At 45.6% G+C, this 15,691-nt stretch carries 17 protein-coding genes; 7 read left to right on the forward strand and 10 right to left on the reverse strand.

The annotated features are described in order from the left end of the window. Positions 1–35 precede the first annotated feature (35 nt). Positions 36–284 (forward strand): exodeoxyribonuclease VII small subunit, encoded by a 249-nt coding sequence (xseB, locus tag QH73_RS19295; protein ID WP_039715848.1) that lies wholly within the window; start codon positions 36–38, stop codon positions 282–284. Positions 285–448: 164 nt separating this feature from the next. Here the strand turns inward: xseB and glsA are convergent, their stop codons facing one another. From glsA to QH73_RS19315, 4 genes are all read right to left on the reverse strand, one after another. Then, positions 449–1,354: a glutaminase A gene (gene glsA / locus QH73_RS19300; RefSeq protein WP_039715847.1), complete on the reverse strand. Its 906-nt coding sequence runs from the start codon at positions 1,352–1,354 to the stop codon at positions 449–451. A gap of 50 nt (positions 1,355–1,404) precedes the next feature. Next, the gene (locus tag QH73_RS19305; RefSeq protein WP_039715846.1) at positions 1,405–1,863 is read right to left on the reverse strand and encodes a cupin domain-containing protein; all 459 of its coding nucleotides are present in this window, start codon (positions 1,861–1,863) and stop codon (positions 1,405–1,407) included. Positions 1,864–1,937: 74 nt separating this feature from the next. Then, the gene (locus QH73_RS28360) at positions 1,938–2,261 is read right to left on the reverse strand and encodes a hypothetical protein (protein ID WP_039715845.1); all 324 of its coding nucleotides are present in this window, start codon (positions 2,259–2,261) and stop codon (positions 1,938–1,940) included. A 166-nt stretch (positions 2,262–2,427) separates the two neighbouring features. Beyond that, positions 2,428–3,333, reverse strand: coding sequence for a CoB--CoM heterodisulfide reductase iron-sulfur subunit B family protein (locus tag QH73_RS19315; RefSeq protein WP_039715844.1), 906 nt, complete (start codon positions 3,331–3,333; stop codon positions 2,428–2,430). Between the two features lie 395 nt (positions 3,334–3,728). Between QH73_RS19315 and acpP the strand changes: the two genes are divergently transcribed. The 4 genes from acpP (at position 3,729) to tkt (ending at position 7,688) form a co-directional block, all read left to right on the forward strand. Beyond that, on the forward strand, positions 3,729–3,980 hold the full coding sequence (gene acpP / locus QH73_RS19320) for an acyl carrier protein (protein WP_015153804.1): 252 nt from the start codon (positions 3,729–3,731) through the stop codon (positions 3,978–3,980). Between the two features lie 135 nt (positions 3,981–4,115). Further along, positions 4,116–5,366 (forward strand): beta-ketoacyl-ACP synthase II, encoded by a 1,251-nt coding sequence (gene fabF / locus QH73_RS19325; protein WP_039715843.1) that lies wholly within the window; start codon positions 4,116–4,118, stop codon positions 5,364–5,366. Positions 5,367–5,387: 21 nt separating this feature from the next. After that, the gene (locus QH73_RS19330; protein WP_132867382.1) at positions 5,388–5,570 is read left to right on the forward strand and encodes a hypothetical protein; all 183 of its coding nucleotides are present in this window, start codon (positions 5,388–5,390) and stop codon (positions 5,568–5,570) included. Positions 5,571–5,657: 87 nt separating this feature from the next. Continuing rightward, positions 5,658–7,688: a transketolase gene (gene tkt / locus QH73_RS19335; protein WP_039715842.1), complete on the forward strand. Its 2,031-nt coding sequence runs from the start codon at positions 5,658–5,660 to the stop codon at positions 7,686–7,688. Between the two features lie 128 nt (positions 7,689–7,816). Here tkt and QH73_RS19340 read toward each other — a convergent pair whose 3' ends face one another. Together QH73_RS19340 and QH73_RS19345 are read right to left on the reverse strand one after the other, a co-directional pair. Further along, a complete protein-coding gene (locus tag QH73_RS19340) occupies positions 7,817–8,581 on the reverse strand; it encodes a DeoR/GlpR family DNA-binding transcription regulator (RefSeq protein WP_039715841.1) in 765 nt (254 codons plus the stop codon). A gap of 105 nt (positions 8,582–8,686) precedes the next feature. Beyond that, complete coding sequence (locus tag QH73_RS19345) at positions 8,687–8,863, reverse strand: hypothetical protein (RefSeq protein WP_165587739.1); 177 nt, start codon at positions 8,861–8,863, stop codon at positions 8,687–8,689. Here QH73_RS19345 and QH73_RS19350 point away from each other — a divergent pair. After that, entirely contained in the window at positions 8,862–10,775 is a 1,914-nt protein-coding gene (locus tag QH73_RS19350) for a thiamine pyrophosphate-binding protein (RefSeq protein ID WP_039715840.1), read from the forward strand. The two genes, QH73_RS19345 and QH73_RS19350, sit on opposite strands and share 2 nt — an antisense overlap. A gap of 50 nt (positions 10,776–10,825) precedes the next feature. Here QH73_RS19350 and QH73_RS19355 read toward each other — a convergent pair whose 3' ends face one another. After that, positions 10,826–11,065 carry a hypothetical protein gene (locus QH73_RS19355; protein WP_132867384.1) on the reverse strand — a complete coding sequence of 80 codons (240 nt, stop codon included), beginning with the start codon at positions 11,063–11,065 and terminating at the stop codon, positions 10,826–10,828. A 65-nt stretch (positions 11,066–11,130) separates the two neighbouring features. Between QH73_RS19355 and QH73_RS19360 the strand changes: the two genes are divergently transcribed. Further along, positions 11,131–12,042 carry an alpha/beta fold hydrolase gene (locus tag QH73_RS19360; protein ID WP_039715839.1) on the forward strand — a complete coding sequence of 304 codons (912 nt, stop codon included), beginning with the start codon at positions 11,131–11,133 and terminating at the stop codon, positions 12,040–12,042. On the opposite strand, the gene QH73_RS19365 is transcribed toward QH73_RS19360, so the two are convergent. Genes QH73_RS19365 through QH73_RS19375 form a run of 3 tightly spaced genes read right to left on the reverse strand, consistent with a single transcriptional unit; the run spans position 12,039 to position 15,446 of the window. Further along, entirely contained in the window at positions 12,039–13,595 is a 1,557-nt protein-coding gene (locus QH73_RS19365) for a sensor histidine kinase (RefSeq protein ID WP_039715838.1), read from the reverse strand. The genes QH73_RS19360 and QH73_RS19365 overlap by 4 nt on opposite strands. A gap of 38 nt (positions 13,596–13,633) precedes the next feature. Then, a complete protein-coding gene (locus QH73_RS19370; RefSeq protein WP_039715837.1) occupies positions 13,634–14,005 on the reverse strand; it encodes a response regulator in 372 nt (123 codons plus the stop codon). Continuing rightward, positions 13,995–15,446 (reverse strand): ATPase domain-containing protein, encoded by a 1,452-nt coding sequence (locus QH73_RS19375; RefSeq protein WP_039715836.1) that lies wholly within the window; start codon positions 15,444–15,446, stop codon positions 13,995–13,997. The genes QH73_RS19370 and QH73_RS19375 overlap by 11 nt, the downstream gene beginning before the upstream one ends. Positions 15,447–15,691: the final 245 nt, after the last annotated feature.

Raw genomic sequence — 15,691 nt, forward strand, 5'->3', positions numbered from 1 at the left:
TTTAGCAAACTCTCTTATTCGCAAATTTTTTTGATATGTCTCGTAATTTCAATTCCAAAACTAAATCAAACGCTTCACCTTTACCTGATGCTTGGAAATATGAATTAGCCGTAGCAGAAGTCGAGTCAATTATCTCTCGTATTGAAGCAGGTGAGTTGGAATTGGAAGAGGTGTTCGAGCAATTTACTCAAGCTGTAGAGCAGTTAAAACAGTGTGAAAAATTTTTACACCAGCGACAGCAACAAGTCGATTTACTAATTGAAACTTTGAATAATGAAATGTAACTAAACAGTTTTTTGCGTTCTTCTTTGTGCCTACTCTACAAAAAGTTGCTTTGCGTCTAACGCTAACGCTGCGCTACACTTCGTGAACGCTTCGCCTAGCCTGCGGCAACTCTTCGAGTACGGCTGGTGCGGCTTTGCGTGACATAAAATTATATCTTTAAACGTTAGCCAAATATACTCAAATTCAAATTTTGAGCGAGTTGCTGGATTAGAAATATACTAGCTTTGGAATTACCTGTTTCGTCTAAACCAGGACTGTAACACGCGATCGCACCTTGAGTCGGTACAATTGATAAAATTGCCCCACTAACCCCCGATTTCGTCGGTAAGCCTACTTCGACAGCAAAACGCGCCGAAGCTTGATATAAGCCACAAGTCGTCATAATTGCATTTACTATACGACAGTTTTGGGGCGCGATCGCGTCATGAGCTTGTACGAGTAACATTCCTATCCGTGCTAAGTCAGCTACCGTACCCGCTAAACAGCAAACATGATTGTATGCATCTAGAGTAGTTTCTGGCGAGTGAATATTGCCAGATTTAGTTAATAATCGAGTTATAGCTAAGTTGCGATCGTTAGGTAAAGAACGCACAGAATCGAGCATTTGGTTATCTAAAACTAGCTGACAACCTGCGGTTTGATTCAGCCACAAACGTAGATTTTCACAGCGAGAAAATGCATTTATACCAGGTAGAAGAGAACAAAGTGCGATCGCACCACTGTTGATCGTCGGATTACGAGGAAATCCTTTATCTGCTATCAGTTGTGTGAGAGAATTAAAAGGCAGATCGGATGGTTTCATTCCTACATGAGAAAATACTATTTCTGCGCCTAATTGCTGTAACAAAAATAGCAAAATAAAGGGCTTGACAACACTCATTAACGGGAAAGTGCAATGAATATCGCCTGCGTTGTAGTTTTGTCCCGTCACAGTTTGAATTTGCACTGCTAGCCAATTTGGATTAGCTTGGGCTAATAGAGGAATGTAGTTAGGTAGTTTTCCTTCTTGAGTATGCATTTTTGCTTGCATTACCCAAGTTTCTAGTTGTGCTGGAGTTAAAGAATTCAAATGTGGTAGTTGGTAGTTGGTAATTGGTAATTGGTATTTCTCTACAATTCTTAATTGTAAAAGCTTCCATCTTTGTGAGTGAAAACGTAACCTTCAGGATTCGATTTAGCTATTAGATCGACATCAGGATAATCAGCTTCATCGTTAGGAGTGCGATCGCCAATTTCTAAATATACCGCATCTGCATCTGAACGATTAATTAAATGATGTCCATTGGCGACTCCAGCCGGAAAACCTGCTGACATCCCAGCGGTTAAAATTTCCTCACCTTCGTTAGTAACTAAAACCAATTCCCCTGACACAATATAAATAAATTCATCTTGCTTTGTGTGCCAGTGCCTTAAAGCAGAATGACTTCCAGGCATCAATCGAGTTAAATTTACACCAAAATTTTTCAATCCTGCTGCATCACCCAATCGCTTTCGATAACGTCCTGCTACAACCGATTTAAACTCATCAGGATAATTAGTTCCCGTCTTCTCCGGTATATTTTCAGGATTAATCAACATTTCTTTATCCAGATCTTAGTAATTTAAAAGTATCTATCTGCGTTCATCTGCGATCAAAATTAAACAAAAACCTCTTAGAAACATCTCAAAAAATCCTCAACAAATTTACCCTTAGCCACAGCCGACACGCTACCAGTCATAAAAATGCGATCGTCTTTTATCTCAATATCAATTTTTTCTCCTGGCATATGTACTTTACCATCGGGATTAAAGATTTTTAGTTCGATCTTTTCTGCTTTAAGAATAGGACCATACAAAATACCATCAGAACCAATACCAAAATTGCGATCGCAAATTAGTTGAATCGCTTTCTGATTGAGGTGAAAATTAGACGTGTTTGGATCGATAACAATATAATCGTTGCCTAAAGCATGATATTTATAAAAATCAATTGCCATTGATGAAAAAGTCAAAAATTAAAATTCAAAAGTCAAAATACATAATTTTGTCCATAATGCTGTAGGGGCGGGTTTATCGACAATATTTGGTAAAAATGAAAATCTTCACAAACCCGCCCTCTTTTACATCAGGATATTCACAAACCCACCCTCTTTTATCCAAGGATCACAATCCCAATTTTTCCAACACCGGACGGGTAGAAACAATATGTCGTTCTAATCCTAATTGTTTCGGTGCAACTCCTAACGCCAAAGCAATTAATTGTGGAAAATGTAAGACTGGCAAACCGAGTTTTCTTCCGATAACTTTCTCAACTTCTGGCTGACGAGAATCGAGATTGAGATGGCATAAAGGACAAGGCGTAACCATACAATCTGCACCAGAGGCGATCGCATCTTGTATGTGCATTCCTGCCATTTTAAATGATTGTTCGGTGGCGTAACTAGAAAGAGGCCAACCGCAACATTGCGTACGTCCGCGATAATATACTGGCGTTGCTCCCACTGCCTCAAACATATTTTCCATCGCTTGAGGATTAAATGGATCGTCGTAAGGCATGGTTTTACGGGCGCGCAACAGGTAACAACCATAGAAAGCCGCACATTTTAAACCACTGAGAGATTTTGTAACTTTCTGACGAATTGCCTCAAAACCATAATCCGTTACCAGCGCGTAAAGTAAATGCTTGACTTCCGTATTGCCACGATAGGGAGAACAGCCTTCTTTTTGGAGAAAACCGTTGACTTTCTCGAGATAAGCCGGGTCGTTTTGTTGAGATTCTTTAAGGCGATCGTCAACGTGAGCGATGACACCCTGACAAGTGCTGCAATGAGTTAAAAGAGGTAAGTTTAATTCTTCTGCTAAAGCAATATTCCTGGCATTAACAGTATCTTCTAGCAGTTGAGAATCTTCTTTAAACGTACCAGAACCGCAGCAAGCGGCTTTTTTTAGCTCTATTAGTTCAATTCCTAAAGCTTGAGTTAGCGCTTGAGTTGATAGGTGCAATTCCCGACAAGCACCCTGAGCGACACAACCAGGGTAATATGCGTATTTTAAAGCTGTAGATGACATGGTAAATACAGTCAATAGGGTTTAGGAGTCAGGGGTAAGAAGAATATAACTCTAAGCTAACGCTTTGATAGTCGCAAGTTTATTACTAGTGTTTCCACCAGGTTTCTACGTTAACCTGTATAGCTTGTTCATAACAGGAACAGACCACAGCCGTAATTTTTCCAAAAATTATTTAGATCTAAAGCCTGAAAATACAGATCTCGCTTGCCTTTCTCCCTCACTCCTCACTCCGGACTTCGTCCCGCTTCGCTAACACCCCTCGCCCCTAATTGAAGGACAAAAAGAAAATAGACCATCTGGAGAGATATACGATCGCGCTTTTCGATAAGATGAATATGCTCAAAAGCATTTTGCCTAAGTTCAAGGTCTAGCAACTGGTTAAGGACAGTCATCGTATGAGCGAAACGGAAATTTTTGAAAAAGTAAAGAAAATCGTCACCGAGCAACTGAGTGTTGAAGCCAGTAAGGTCACGCCCTCGGCTCATTTTGCCAACGATCTCAATGCCGATTCTCTGGACACAGTAGAGCTGGTAATGGCTCTAGAAGAAGAATTTGATATTGAAATTCCTGATGAAGCAGCCGAACAGATCACCACAGTACAAGAAGCTGTGGACTACATCAACAATAAAGTTGCTACATCTGCATAAGCGGAAAGCTAGAGGATAAAAGCTGAAGGATTGCAGTTGACGGTTGACAGTTGACTGTTAACGGTCAACGGTTAACAGTCAACCATTACACTTCATACTTCTTCATAGGTGAGGAAGCTGGCTGAGAATTGAGCTATGACAGATTTGGAAAAAAAACGGGTTGTGGTAACTGGTGTTGGTGCGATTACGCCAATTGGCAATAATCCAGTTGAGTTCTGGGAAGGATTGCAAAGCGGTCGCAATGGCATTAGTACGATTACATTATTCGATCCATCACAGCATAGATGCCGGATTGCGGGAGAGGTAAAAGGTTTCGACCCGCAGCAATACATGGATGGCAAAGACGCAAAACGAATGGATCGCTTTGCGCAGTTTGGCGTTGCTGCTAGTTTACAAGCGATCGCCGATGCCCAGTTTACGATTAACGAGTTAAATGCCGAACAAGTCGGTGTCATGCTCGGTACGGGGATTGGTGGGATTAAAGTTTTAGAAGAACAGCAAACCATTTATCTCAATCGCGGACCCGATCGCTGTAGCCCTTTCATGGTTCCCATGATGATCGCGAATATGGCGGCGGGGTTAACGGCAATTCACGTCGGGGCAAAAGGACCGAACTCTTGCCCCGTAACAGCTTGTGCTGCGGGTTCTAACGCAATTGGCGAGGCATTTCGACTGATCCAGCACGGATACGCCCAAGCGATGATTTGTGGTGGTACGGAAGCCGCTGTTACACCCCTATCGGTAGCGGGATTTGCCTCGATGCGGGCGCTATCTTTCCGCAACGACGATCCAACCCACGCCAGCCGTCCGTTCGATCGCGATCGCGATGGTTTTGTGATGGGAGAAGGGTCGGGAATTTTATTGCTGGAAGAATTAGGACACGCCCTGAGTCGGAAAGCCAAAATTTATGCAGAAATTGTCGGCTATGGCATGACTTGCGACGCTTACCACATGACGGGAATTGCCCCTCAAGGTGAAGGCGCAGCCAGGGCGATCGCTCTGTGTCTCAAAGATGGTGGAATTAAGCCAGAGCAAGTAAACTATATCAACGCTCACGGTACGAGTACCCCAGTCAACGATCCGAGCGAAACAGCAGCAATTAAAACGGCTTTGGGTGAAGCAGCTTATAAAGTTGCCATCAGTTCCACCAAGTCAATGACGGGTCATTTACTCGGCGGTTCGGGAGGCATTGAAGCAGTTGCGACAGTCATGGCGATCGCCCACGATTGGGTTCCGCCTACAATCAATTTGGAAAACCCCGATCCAGAATGCGATTTAGATTACATTCCCAATCAAAGTCGCGCCCATAACGTCAACGTCGCCCTATCCAACTCCTTCGGCTTTGGCGGACACAACGTTACCTTGGCATTTAAAAAATATGTCTAGGGGAGTAGAAAGGAGCGAGGAGTGAGTAGTGAGGGAAAGAAGAAAGCTGAGGGGGCTGAGGGAGCAAATACCAATTCACGATTGGCAATTCACAATTCACAATTAACTTACCACGTACCACTTATTCCCTCGCTCCTCACTCCTCACTCCTCACCACTCAAAAAAGGCTTGCACGGCGATCTCGAAGTATGGGACGATCGCTAATGCGTGCCGAGGGCGATGCCAAGCATTTAGCATTTTAAGTATTAAGCCCCAACTGCGAGCTGAACTGTCGTTAACAAACTAGAAACTATGGCTGTTGCAACCCAATCCCTTGAAGAACTTTGTATTAATGCGATCCGCTTTCTGGCAATTGATGCCGTAGAAAAGGCAAAGTCGGGTCATCCTGGGCTGCCGATGGGTGCTGCTCCGATGGCATTCGTGCTTTGGGATCGCTTCATGCGGTTTAATCCCAAAAATCCGGCTTGGTTGAATCGCGATCGCTTTTTGCTGTCGGCGGGACATGGCAGTATGTTGCTGTATGCCCTGCTCTATTTAACTGGATATGAAGATTTAACCTTAGATGACCTCAAGCAATTCCGTCAATGGGAATCGAAAACCCCTGGTCATCCAGAAAACTTCATGAATCCTGGGGTAGAGATTACCACTGGACCATTGGGACAAGGAATCGCGAACGGTGTGGGAATTGCAATGGCTGAGGCTCACCTAGCAGCCACATTCAACAAACCCGATTTCCCCATCATCGACCACTACACCTATGTCATCTTGGGTGACGGTTGCAACATGGAAGGTGTTTCTGGCGAAGCTTGTTCTTTAGCCGGACACTTGGGACTGGGTAAGTTAATTGCTTTGTATGACGACAATCACATTTCGATTGACGGTTCTACCGACCTAGCTTTTACAGAAGATGTTGGGAAGCGGTTTGAAGCCTACAACTGGCATGTCCAGGTAGTAGAAGACGGTAACACAAATCTGGACGAAATTCAAAAAGCCATAGAAGCAGCAAAAGCCGTCACCGATAAGCCTTCTCTAATCAAGGTGCGGACAACCATTGGTTACGGATCGCCCAAGAAAGCCGATACTCGCCACGCTCACGGCGAAGCTTTAGGCGAAGATGAAGTTAAAGCCACCCGCGAACATTTAGGTTGGAATCACCCGCCGTTTGAAGTGCCAGAAGATGCACTCAACCACTGGCGCAAAGCGATCGAGCGCGGCGCAAAAACAGAACAAGAGTGGAATCAACTGTTCGATCGCTACAAACAGCAATATCCCGACGAAGCTCGCACCCTAGAACGGATGCACGAAGCCGAACTACCCCCAAACTGGGATTCAGTGCTGCCCACCTACAAGCCAGAAGATAAAGGCATTGCTACCCGCGTTCATTCCGGTAATTGCTTAAATGCGATCGCCGAAGTATTGCCAGAGTTAATCGGTGGTTCTGCTGACTTGGCTCCTTCTAACAATACCCTACTCAAGAATTCGGGCGACTTCCAAAAAGGACAATACCAAAACCGCTACATCCGCTTTGGCGTGCGCGAACACGGTATGGGTTCGATTTGCAACGGTTTGGCGCTAGATGGATCGGGGCTAATTCCCTACTGTGCAACATTCTTAGTCTTCACCGACTACATGCGGGCGGCGATTCGGCTTTCGGCATTGTCGGAAGCGGGAGTAATCTACGTCATGACTCACGACTCGATCGCGCTAGGTGAAGATGGTCCCACCCACCAACCAGTGGAACACATGGCGGCTTTGCGAGTCATACCCGATCTGTACGTGATTCGTCCAGCTGATGGGAACGAAACTTCGGGAGCTTACAAAGTCGCGATCGAAGCAGCTAAAGGCAAAAGACCCGATAGCAAAGTACGTCCTTCCGTACTCGCCTTAACTCGCCAAGCCTTACCCAACCTAGCTGGTAGCTCGATTGAAGGCGTGACCAAAGGCGCTTACATTCTATCCGACAGTGATGGGACGCCCGACATCATCTTCATCGGCACGGGTAGCGAAACTCAACTTTGCGTCAAAGCAGCCGAGCAATTGCGCGGTGAAGGCAAGAAAGTACGAGTCGTTTCCATGCCTTGCTGGGAAATATTTGAAGAACAAACTCCAGAATACAAAGAATCCGTTCTCCCCAAAGCCGTGAAAAAGCGGGTTTCCGTAGAAGCAGCCGTTACTTTTGGCTGGTGTCGCTATGTTGGTTCCGAAGGAATCGCGATCGGCATCGATCAATATGGTTCTTCTGCTCCTGGCAACGTTTGCATGGAGAAGTTTGGCTTTACCGTCGATAACGTATTGGCAAAGGCTAAATCTTTGTTGAACTAACTGCCTGTTGTCAGGGCGCACAGCTGTGCGCCCCTACAGATTGTGATATTGATGGGGTTCCGACGCGAACCCCTTTTTTTGTCACTATCAACTCTAGACTTTTTGACTTTTAACTTTTAACTTTTGACTTACTCTGACTCCTCACGCACGATCGCCAACCCCAAATCCTGATAAGCAGCCAACACCCGATCCGATACCGTTGGCGCAGTCACCAAATAAGTCAGAGCGTGAATCGATTCCACCACATAAGGCGCAGCCGTATCTAACTTCGCTGCTGTCGCCAATCCCACCACCTCCGCCGCCCTCGCAATCATGGCGCGTTTGATGTATGCCTCATTCAAATTCGTGACGCTAATGCCAATTTCTGGATGCAAACTACACACCCCTAACATGCACAAATCGGCACGAATCATCCGTAATTCCTCAACGGTAGCCGCACCAACATTAACTATGGCTTTTTTATAAAGTTGTCCGCCCAACATGACAACTTCAATATAGGGATGGTCTGCCAAAGCCACAGCAATCGGCGGGCTATTCGTCACAACCGTTGCTTGTAAATCTAGCGGTAAATGACAAGCTACTTGAAGCGTTGTCGTACCCCCATCTAAAATTACTACTTGCCCCGCACAAACTAATTTTGCCGCAGCACGGGCGATCGCCTCTTTTTCTTTCGGTGCTTGTTTTTGGCGATCGGCATAACTCGCGATCGCGGGAGAAGCCAAAAGCGCCCCACCATGCACCCGTTGCAACAAACCCGACTCTGCCAATTCCCGCAAATCCCGACGAATCGTATCCTCAGAAACATTCAACGCCGTACTGAGTTCCGATGACAGCACCTTCTTATCGCGGCGCAGGATATCTAAGATGTATTGCCGTCTCTCTGCGGTCAACATAATCGCTGCCTAAAATTGCGTTTTCGATCTTGAAATTGCACCCTTATAAGTATAAACTCATAAACATGCAGGTTTTTGCATGTTATTAAGTGCTTATAACTGAATTCAAGCATACTTATGCACGTTTGAAGTGTATCGATCTTGACTGCGCTGGCGTAGGAACAAGAGCCGATTGACTCGATTTCCACAGGCTGGTTTGCTGGTAGAAGCGACCGATCGCGTTTGCCCGTTACAGTTTCTCGCGTTATTGACCCGTCCATTCGTAACTAAAACATCAACCATGACTATCACCGCTACTAAATTCCCCATCGATCTCGGTGCGTACAAACCTCTGAAACTCGATCCAAGCAACCCCGTCCTCACGAACGAACAGCGAGAAACTTTAAAAGCAAACATTCAACTTTGCCGCGATGCGATCGTTTTATTTACGGCAACTGGAGCAGCTAAAGGAGTTGGCGGACATACAGGTGGACCCTACGACACCGTACCAGAAGTGATGATTCTTGATGCCTTCTTTCGGGGAGCGCCAGATAAATTCGTGCCAATTTTCTTTGATGAAGCGGGACATCGAGTTGGGACTCAATATTTAATGGCAGCCTTGCGCGGTGAATTACCAGCCGAACAACTGCTGAAATATCGCGAAGCAAATTCTAAACTACCAGGACACCCCGAATTGGGATTAACTCCTGGCGTGCAGTTTAGTTCGGGACGACTGGGACATATGTGGCCCTACGTCAACGGTGTGGCAATGGCAAATCCTGGCAAAGCAGTATTTTGTCTGGGTTCGGACGGTTCGCAGCAAGAAGGCAATGACGCGGAAGCAGCACGGTTAGCGATCGCCCAACACCTCAATGTGAAGCTAATTATCGACGATAATGACGTAACGATCGCCGGACATCCTTCTAAATATTTGCCTGGTTTCAGCGTTGCCAAAACCTTACAAGGTCATGGATTGAAAGTACTTGAGGGAGACGGGGAAGATATTGATGATTTGTACCGTCGTCTGTGCGAAGCTGTAACTACACCAGGTGCGATCGCGGTGATTAACAAGCGTCCTATGTGTCCTGGAATTGAAGGCTTAGAAGGCTCTACCCACGGTCATGACGTAATTTCGGTAGACTTGGCACTGAAATATCTCGAATCTCGCGGACAAACGGCGGCTGTCGAACATATCAAGAGCATCCAAAAACCCAAAGATAGTTACACTTTCCTCGGTTCTGGAGACAAATTAGGCGCTAACCGCAACGTATTTGGCGAAGCAATGGTAGAAGTTCTCAGTCGAATGAGCGAGACGGAACGCAAGGAAAAAGTTATGGTCATCGATAGCGACCTAGAAGGCTCCTGCGGTCTGAAGAAAATTCACGATGCTTACCCCGAAATCTTCATTCCTTCTGGGATTATGGAGCGCGGTAACTTCTCCGCTGCGGCTGGATTTGGCATGGAAAAAGGCAAGCAAGGAATTTTTGCCACATTCAGCGCCTTCTTAGAAATGTGTATTTCTGAAATTACGATGGCGCGGTTGAATTATTCCAACGTCCTTTGTCACTTCTCCCATGCAGGTGTGGATGACATGGCAGATAATACCTGTCATTTCGGCATCAACAACATGTTTGCCGACAACGGTTTGGATGACGGTTATGAAACAAGACTATACTTCCCCGCTGATGCCAATCAGATGAAAGCTTGCGTAGAATCGGTATTTGCCGATCCTGGTTTGCGTTTTATCTTCTCCACCCGTTCCAAAGTTCCTAACATTCTTGACGGTAACGGCAACGACTTGTTTGGCAGCAACTACAAATTCGTCCCTGGTAAAGATGAAGTCGTGCGGGAAGGAACTGCGGGTTATATTGTCAGCTTTGGCGATGCGTTGTACCGTTCCCTTGATGCTGTAGAGCGTCTGAAGCAGGAAGGAATAGATGTGGGTTTAATCAACAAAGCCACGCTGAATGTCGTCGATGAGGAGACGATGGCAAAAATCGGTAAAACTTCCTTCGTTGTAGTTGCGGAAGCCTTCAACCGTCGTACTGGTTTGGGTAGCCGTTTCGGTTCTTGGTTGTTAGAGCGCGGTTATACTCCGAAATACGCTCACCTCGGCACATACCATGAAGGTTGTGGCGGTTTGTGGGAACAGTACCCCCACCAGGGAATCGACCCGGTAGGGATTATGAATAAGGTCAAGGAATTGGCGAAATAATCGTACCGTAGGGGCGGGTTCACCGACAATCTCTGTTTTTTACCGAGTTCTTAACAAACCCGCCCCGATGGATTCGATCCATTGGAAATGAATTTGGTGTACTCGGTTGGGTGAGGGCGGGTTTGCCAAGCATCTCTGTTGATGACAATTATTTTGGGTGAACCCGCCCCTACGAGATCTTCACAATTTGCTGAAATGTAAAAATGCGATCGCTCCTCATTTCCGACTCCCGACTCCTGTACGGGCGGGTTTATCCACAGAATTATTGGTTCTCGTACAGGACACCTCAAAAAACCCGCCCCTACGACTCCCGATAGAATGGAGGTGTTGAGAATAATTTTTAGTATTCTGTCTTATGACTGTTACCCAATCGACCGATCTAGCCTCTACTCAACCAGCTAGTGTTATGGGTGGGGAAGTGCGCGAATTTCCCTGGTCTTGGCAAGGACAATCCCTCAAGTTGGTCTACGAAACTCTGGGACAAGGAACGCCCGTTCTACTCTTACCTGCCTTTAGCACCGTTTCTACTAGAGGAGAAATGGCGCAACTGGCAAAGTTATTATCTCCGCATTTTCAAGCTGTAGCGATCGATTGGTTGGGTTTTGGTGCTTCGTCTCGCCTTCCCCTCGATTATCGTCCTGAGTTATATCAGCAATTGTTGAAAGATTTTGTTAATAGCACGTTTGAAACTCCGATTATCGTTATCGCTGCTGGTCATGCTGCTGGTTACGCCATGCAACTTGCAGCGACTCAACCGCAAGCTTTCTCTAAAATTGTCTTAGTTGCACCTACTTGGCGAGGTCCCTTAACAACAATGGGTGTGAACAAACAAGTCGCTGGGACGGTTAGACAAGCCGTGCGATCGCCCGTTCTCGGTCAGGCTTTGTATAAGGTGAATACCACACCTGGCTTTTTGCGCTACATGTACGGCAGTCACGTCTATGCAGACAAGACAAAGCTGACAGACGATTTCATTCAACAAAAATGGGAAATTACCCAGCAACCAGGGGCGCGATTTGCTCCAGCTGCTTTCGTGACTGGGAATTTAGATCCGGTGCAACAACGAGAAGATTTTCTCAATTGGTTTCAAGGATCTATACCCGTGTTAGTCGTTATTGGGGAACAGTCTCCACCCAAGTCGCGGGCAGAAATGGAAGCTTTGGCAACTTTACCAGGAGTCCAGACAAAGACACTACCAGGTTCGCTGGGTTTGTATGAAGAGTATGCCGCCGAACTAGCAGAGATCGTTTTGCCTTTTCTACTCTAGCGATCCATCGGCAGAGTGACTGTAAATGTAGTACCAACTCCCACTTCACTCTCAACCGCGATCGCGCCTTGGTGCAATTCTACCGCTTGCTTGACGACTGCTAGTCCCAATCCAGTACCAGGAATACCACCAACATTACTAGCGCGATGAAAGGATTCAAACAGCCTTTGCCGATCTTGAGTAGGAATCCCGATACCTTTGTCTTTCACCCGAAAAACTGCCTTGTTTGCTTCACAGATCAGTTCGAGGCTAACGGTTCCGCCTTGAGGTGAGTATTTGATCGCATTCGAGAGTAAATTGGTCAAAATTTGCTGCAACAGCTTTTTATCCGCCTTAGCGGTAAAACACTCGCCTTGAGACACAAATGCGATCGCGTGTTCTTCTTTGGCTGTCAGCTGCATTTCTGCTACCAACTGACGGCAAAATGTTTCTAACTCCAGCTCAATTGGATTAAACTCTAATTTGCCAACTTCGGCGCAACCGAGCGTAAGTACATCATCTAACAGTTCGATCAACCGATCGACTGCGGCTTGCTGACGTTGGAGCAATTCTTGTTTTTTCGGCTCGGATAGTTTATTACTGCTGCGAACCAGCAATTGAGCTGTACCAGAAATCAAATTCAGTGGGTTGCGAAACTCATGCGAAACCATTGAAACAAACCGAGATTTCAATTCGTTCAATTCGCGTTCTTTTTCTAACGCATTACGTATTTCTGCTTCTGCTTGCTTGTGTTGGGTAATGTCGAGGACAAAAGCAACACAATTTAAACGGGGAGAGCGTTCTACCACAGTAACTCCAATTAGTACCGGAACCCGACTGCCATCAGCTCGAATATACTCTTTCTCAAAAGCATTACAAACACCCGTATTTCTTAACTGCTCGATCGAATCGCGATCGCGATCGCGATACTCTGGTGGAGTCATATCATCCCAACGGATCTTTCCCTGCTCTAAGTCTTCGCGGGTATAACCGACCATTGCTAAAAAAGCATCATTGGCATCTGTAATGTTCCCCTCTAGATCGGCAGCGATCGCCCCAATTAAATTAGAGTTAATTAAACGCTGAAACTGGATTTCACTTTGGTGCTGGGCGGCGATCGCTCGTTCTTCTCCCGCCTCGGCTTGCTGACGAGCAACTATTTGTTGCTGAAGTTGCTGATTTGCAGTTTGGAGTTGCAGTGAAAGTTGCCGCGATCGCAGTAAAATTTCTACCCGTGCCTGTAACTCTATTTTTTCAATCGGTTTAGAAATTAAGTCGTCGATACTTTGCCATAAATGCCGAGTCGCGTATCCTACATCCTGACGCGCAGTTACCAGCAAAAAGGGTAAAAAAACTGGTTTTTCGGCAGTTCTTTTCGCTTGTACCCATTCCCAAAAACGATCTAAGGCTCTAGCATCAAGGATACATAGGTCAAAGCGTTGCGAATCTAAATCTGCTGGCTCAGTTACCTGTGCTGCCACTTTCGGTAGAATGACCGAATAACGAGGTGCTAGCCACTCCGATAACAAACGACAATTTTCTTGGTGTTCGAGCAGCAGTAGAATTAGACCCATAGTTAATAATTAATAATTAATAGTTAATCGTAAAATCATCACGCTCGCTGTAGCAGATTGCGAATTAACTGTAATAGGTTTTGAGCAATCAGTGGTTTGACTAACAAGCCGAGTGCGCCGCGAGCCAGACACGCCTGCTGCATCCCTGCTTGATGAGGCGCTGCGATCGCGATGAAGGGAATGGCTTTCTCTTGCAACCGTTGGCATAAAGACCAAATTTGGCGATCGAATCCAGAAATATCTAACAACACTAACTCGATCTTATTGCTATTTTCTAACACGGACTCGATTTCCGCCTGACTTGCTGCGCTAAGAACTTGATATCCCTGTTTCCCTAAAAACTGAGCTAACAATTCTGAATTACGACGGTTGCGATCTACACTCAGTATAATAGGCTTTTCATCGCTCACGGTTTTTATCGATCCAATCGGGAGTACCGCTAAGGATGCCACGTAAATGAGTTAAAGGTTGCCCAACCTTAATCCCATAACGAGTGATTTCTAGCTCTCGCAGCGTTTTTTCAAAACTAGACAACCGTTTCTTCAGTACGCCAATTGCCTTGCGGATCTCGCCTTGGATCTCCAAATAACGCAGAAAAATAATATTATCTGCCATGTAGCTGATGCCTATTTCCGTTGCCCGGAAGTTGCCCGTAATGCTTTCGGTTTCATTCACTAAAATCACCGTCACCCCCATATTCTGCAAATACTTACAAAGGGCGTGCAAGTGAGTCACTAAATCCTCATCCCGACCGCGCAGGGAAATTCGATAACCAGAAACGCTATCAATCATCACAATCCGAGCCTTTTGCTGCTCTACTTCCTGCTGCACCATATTGGCAAACTCATCGGGACTGTGGAGGAGTGGTTCGACCGGGATGACAGAAAGTGTTTGTCGCTGCATCATGGCATAAACTGGAATATTGATGGCTTCGCAACGATGCAGCATGACATCAATTGGTTCCTCGAACATATAAACAACCGATCGTTCTCCCCGTCCTGCGGCTTCTTTCATAAATTGGAGTCCGATTGTCGTCTTTCCTACTCCAGTAGGTCCCGTCAACAACGTTACCGTTCCCCGCTCTATCCCACCACACATTAGTTCGTCTAAGTCTGGTACTCCCGAAGGAATCATCTCTAACTCAAATTCTCGCTTATGGACTTCAGGCTGGAGGCGCGGAAAAACTTCCATACCTCTGTCAGTCAAGCGCATGAAATGTAAACCAGGTCGAAAGTCAGAACCGCGAAACTTAGTGACGCTAATGTTACGTCCTTCCAAGCTTTGGTGAAGATGGACTACCCCATCGCTCATAAACTGCAAATCGTCATCTGGTGCGGAGCCGCCATCTTCAGAGGAAAATAGTACTGTTGCGCCTTTCTCTAATAAAAACCGCAAAAACGACAACACTTGTTTGCGGAACTGAAATGTATCGCTAGATAAATAGCGAAATTGAGTCATTGCATCTAAAAACACCCGCTGCGGTTGCAGCGATCGCACCTGCTCTACAATTTGTTGCGTCATCGGTTCTCGTTCGACTTCCGCCGCCGAGAAAATATCGTAAGTCTGGACTTGGCTAAAAAAGTCTGATGTTGGGCTGAGGTCGAGGAAGGTAATTCCTTGGGTATCAAAACCTATACGCTCGGCATTTGTGCGAATTTGCTCTGCGGGTTCCCCTAAAGTTATATATAGCGGCTTTTCACCGCTAGCAACGCCTTCAACCAAAAAACTGAGTCCAAGTGTTGTCTTGCCCGCGCCCGATCCTCCTCGCACCAGATAAGCTCGAACTGGAATTAATCCACCATGCAGCACTTCGTCTAATCCCGAAATGCCTGTGGACATGCGTTCACTCATCGCTCAAGTCCTTCAAATCAGTACCAATCATGTTCTGCATTTTTTAAATTTGATTTTCCAGGTTACGATCTTAATCCGTTTTTTGAGAGTTTGAACTTTATAATTAATTACCAACAATAAAATCTTGGATTTCAATTGTATTGTCAATCTTGCTTGAGATGGAGATTTGTGACTATTGCACGAAATACTTTAAGATAAAGAAGAAAAATAGTAACCAAATTTCATCATTTACTGAAGAAGAAGAT

Origin of the sequence: Scytonema millei VB511283, assembly GCF_000817735.3 — a bacterium.
GTDB lineage: Bacteria > Cyanobacteriota > Cyanobacteriia > Cyanobacteriales > Chroococcidiopsidaceae > Chroococcidiopsis > Chroococcidiopsis millei_B.

Excerpts from the sequence above, each read along its gene's own strand:
- xseB (WP_039715848.1), top strand. The coding sequence starts at position 36 with ATGTCTCGTAATTTCAATTCCAAAACTAAATCAAACGCTTCACCTTTA.
- QH73_RS19305 (WP_039715846.1), bottom strand. The coding sequence starts at position 1,863 with ATGTTGATTAATCCTGAAAATATACCGGAGAAGACGGGAACTAATTAT.
- QH73_RS28360 (WP_039715845.1), bottom strand. The coding sequence starts at position 2,261 with ATGGCAATTGATTTTTATAAATATCATGCTTTAGGCAACGATTATATT.
- QH73_RS19315 (WP_039715844.1), bottom strand. The coding sequence starts at position 3,333 with ATGTCATCTACAGCTTTAAAATACGCATATTACCCTGGTTGTGTCGCT.
- acpP (WP_015153804.1), top strand. The coding sequence starts at position 3,729 with ATGAGCGAAACGGAAATTTTTGAAAAAGTAAAGAAAATCGTCACCGAG.
- fabF (WP_039715843.1), top strand. The coding sequence starts at position 4,116 with ATGACAGATTTGGAAAAAAAACGGGTTGTGGTAACTGGTGTTGGTGCG.
- tkt (WP_039715842.1), top strand. The coding sequence starts at position 5,658 with ATGGCTGTTGCAACCCAATCCCTTGAAGAACTTTGTATTAATGCGATC.
- QH73_RS19340 (WP_039715841.1), bottom strand. The coding sequence starts at position 8,581 with ATGTTGACCGCAGAGAGACGGCAATACATCTTAGATATCCTGCGCCGC.
- QH73_RS19350 (WP_039715840.1), top strand. The coding sequence starts at position 8,862 with ATGACTATCACCGCTACTAAATTCCCCATCGATCTCGGTGCGTACAAA.
- QH73_RS19345 (WP_165587739.1), bottom strand. The coding sequence starts at position 8,863 with ATGGTTGATGTTTTAGTTACGAATGGACGGGTCAATAACGCGAGAAAC.
- QH73_RS19360 (WP_039715839.1), top strand. The coding sequence starts at position 11,131 with ATGACTGTTACCCAATCGACCGATCTAGCCTCTACTCAACCAGCTAGT.
- QH73_RS19365 (WP_039715838.1), bottom strand. The coding sequence starts at position 13,595 with ATGGGTCTAATTCTACTGCTGCTCGAACACCAAGAAAATTGTCGTTTG.
- QH73_RS19375 (WP_039715836.1), bottom strand. The coding sequence starts at position 15,446 with ATGAGTGAACGCATGTCCACAGGCATTTCGGGATTAGACGAAGTGCTG.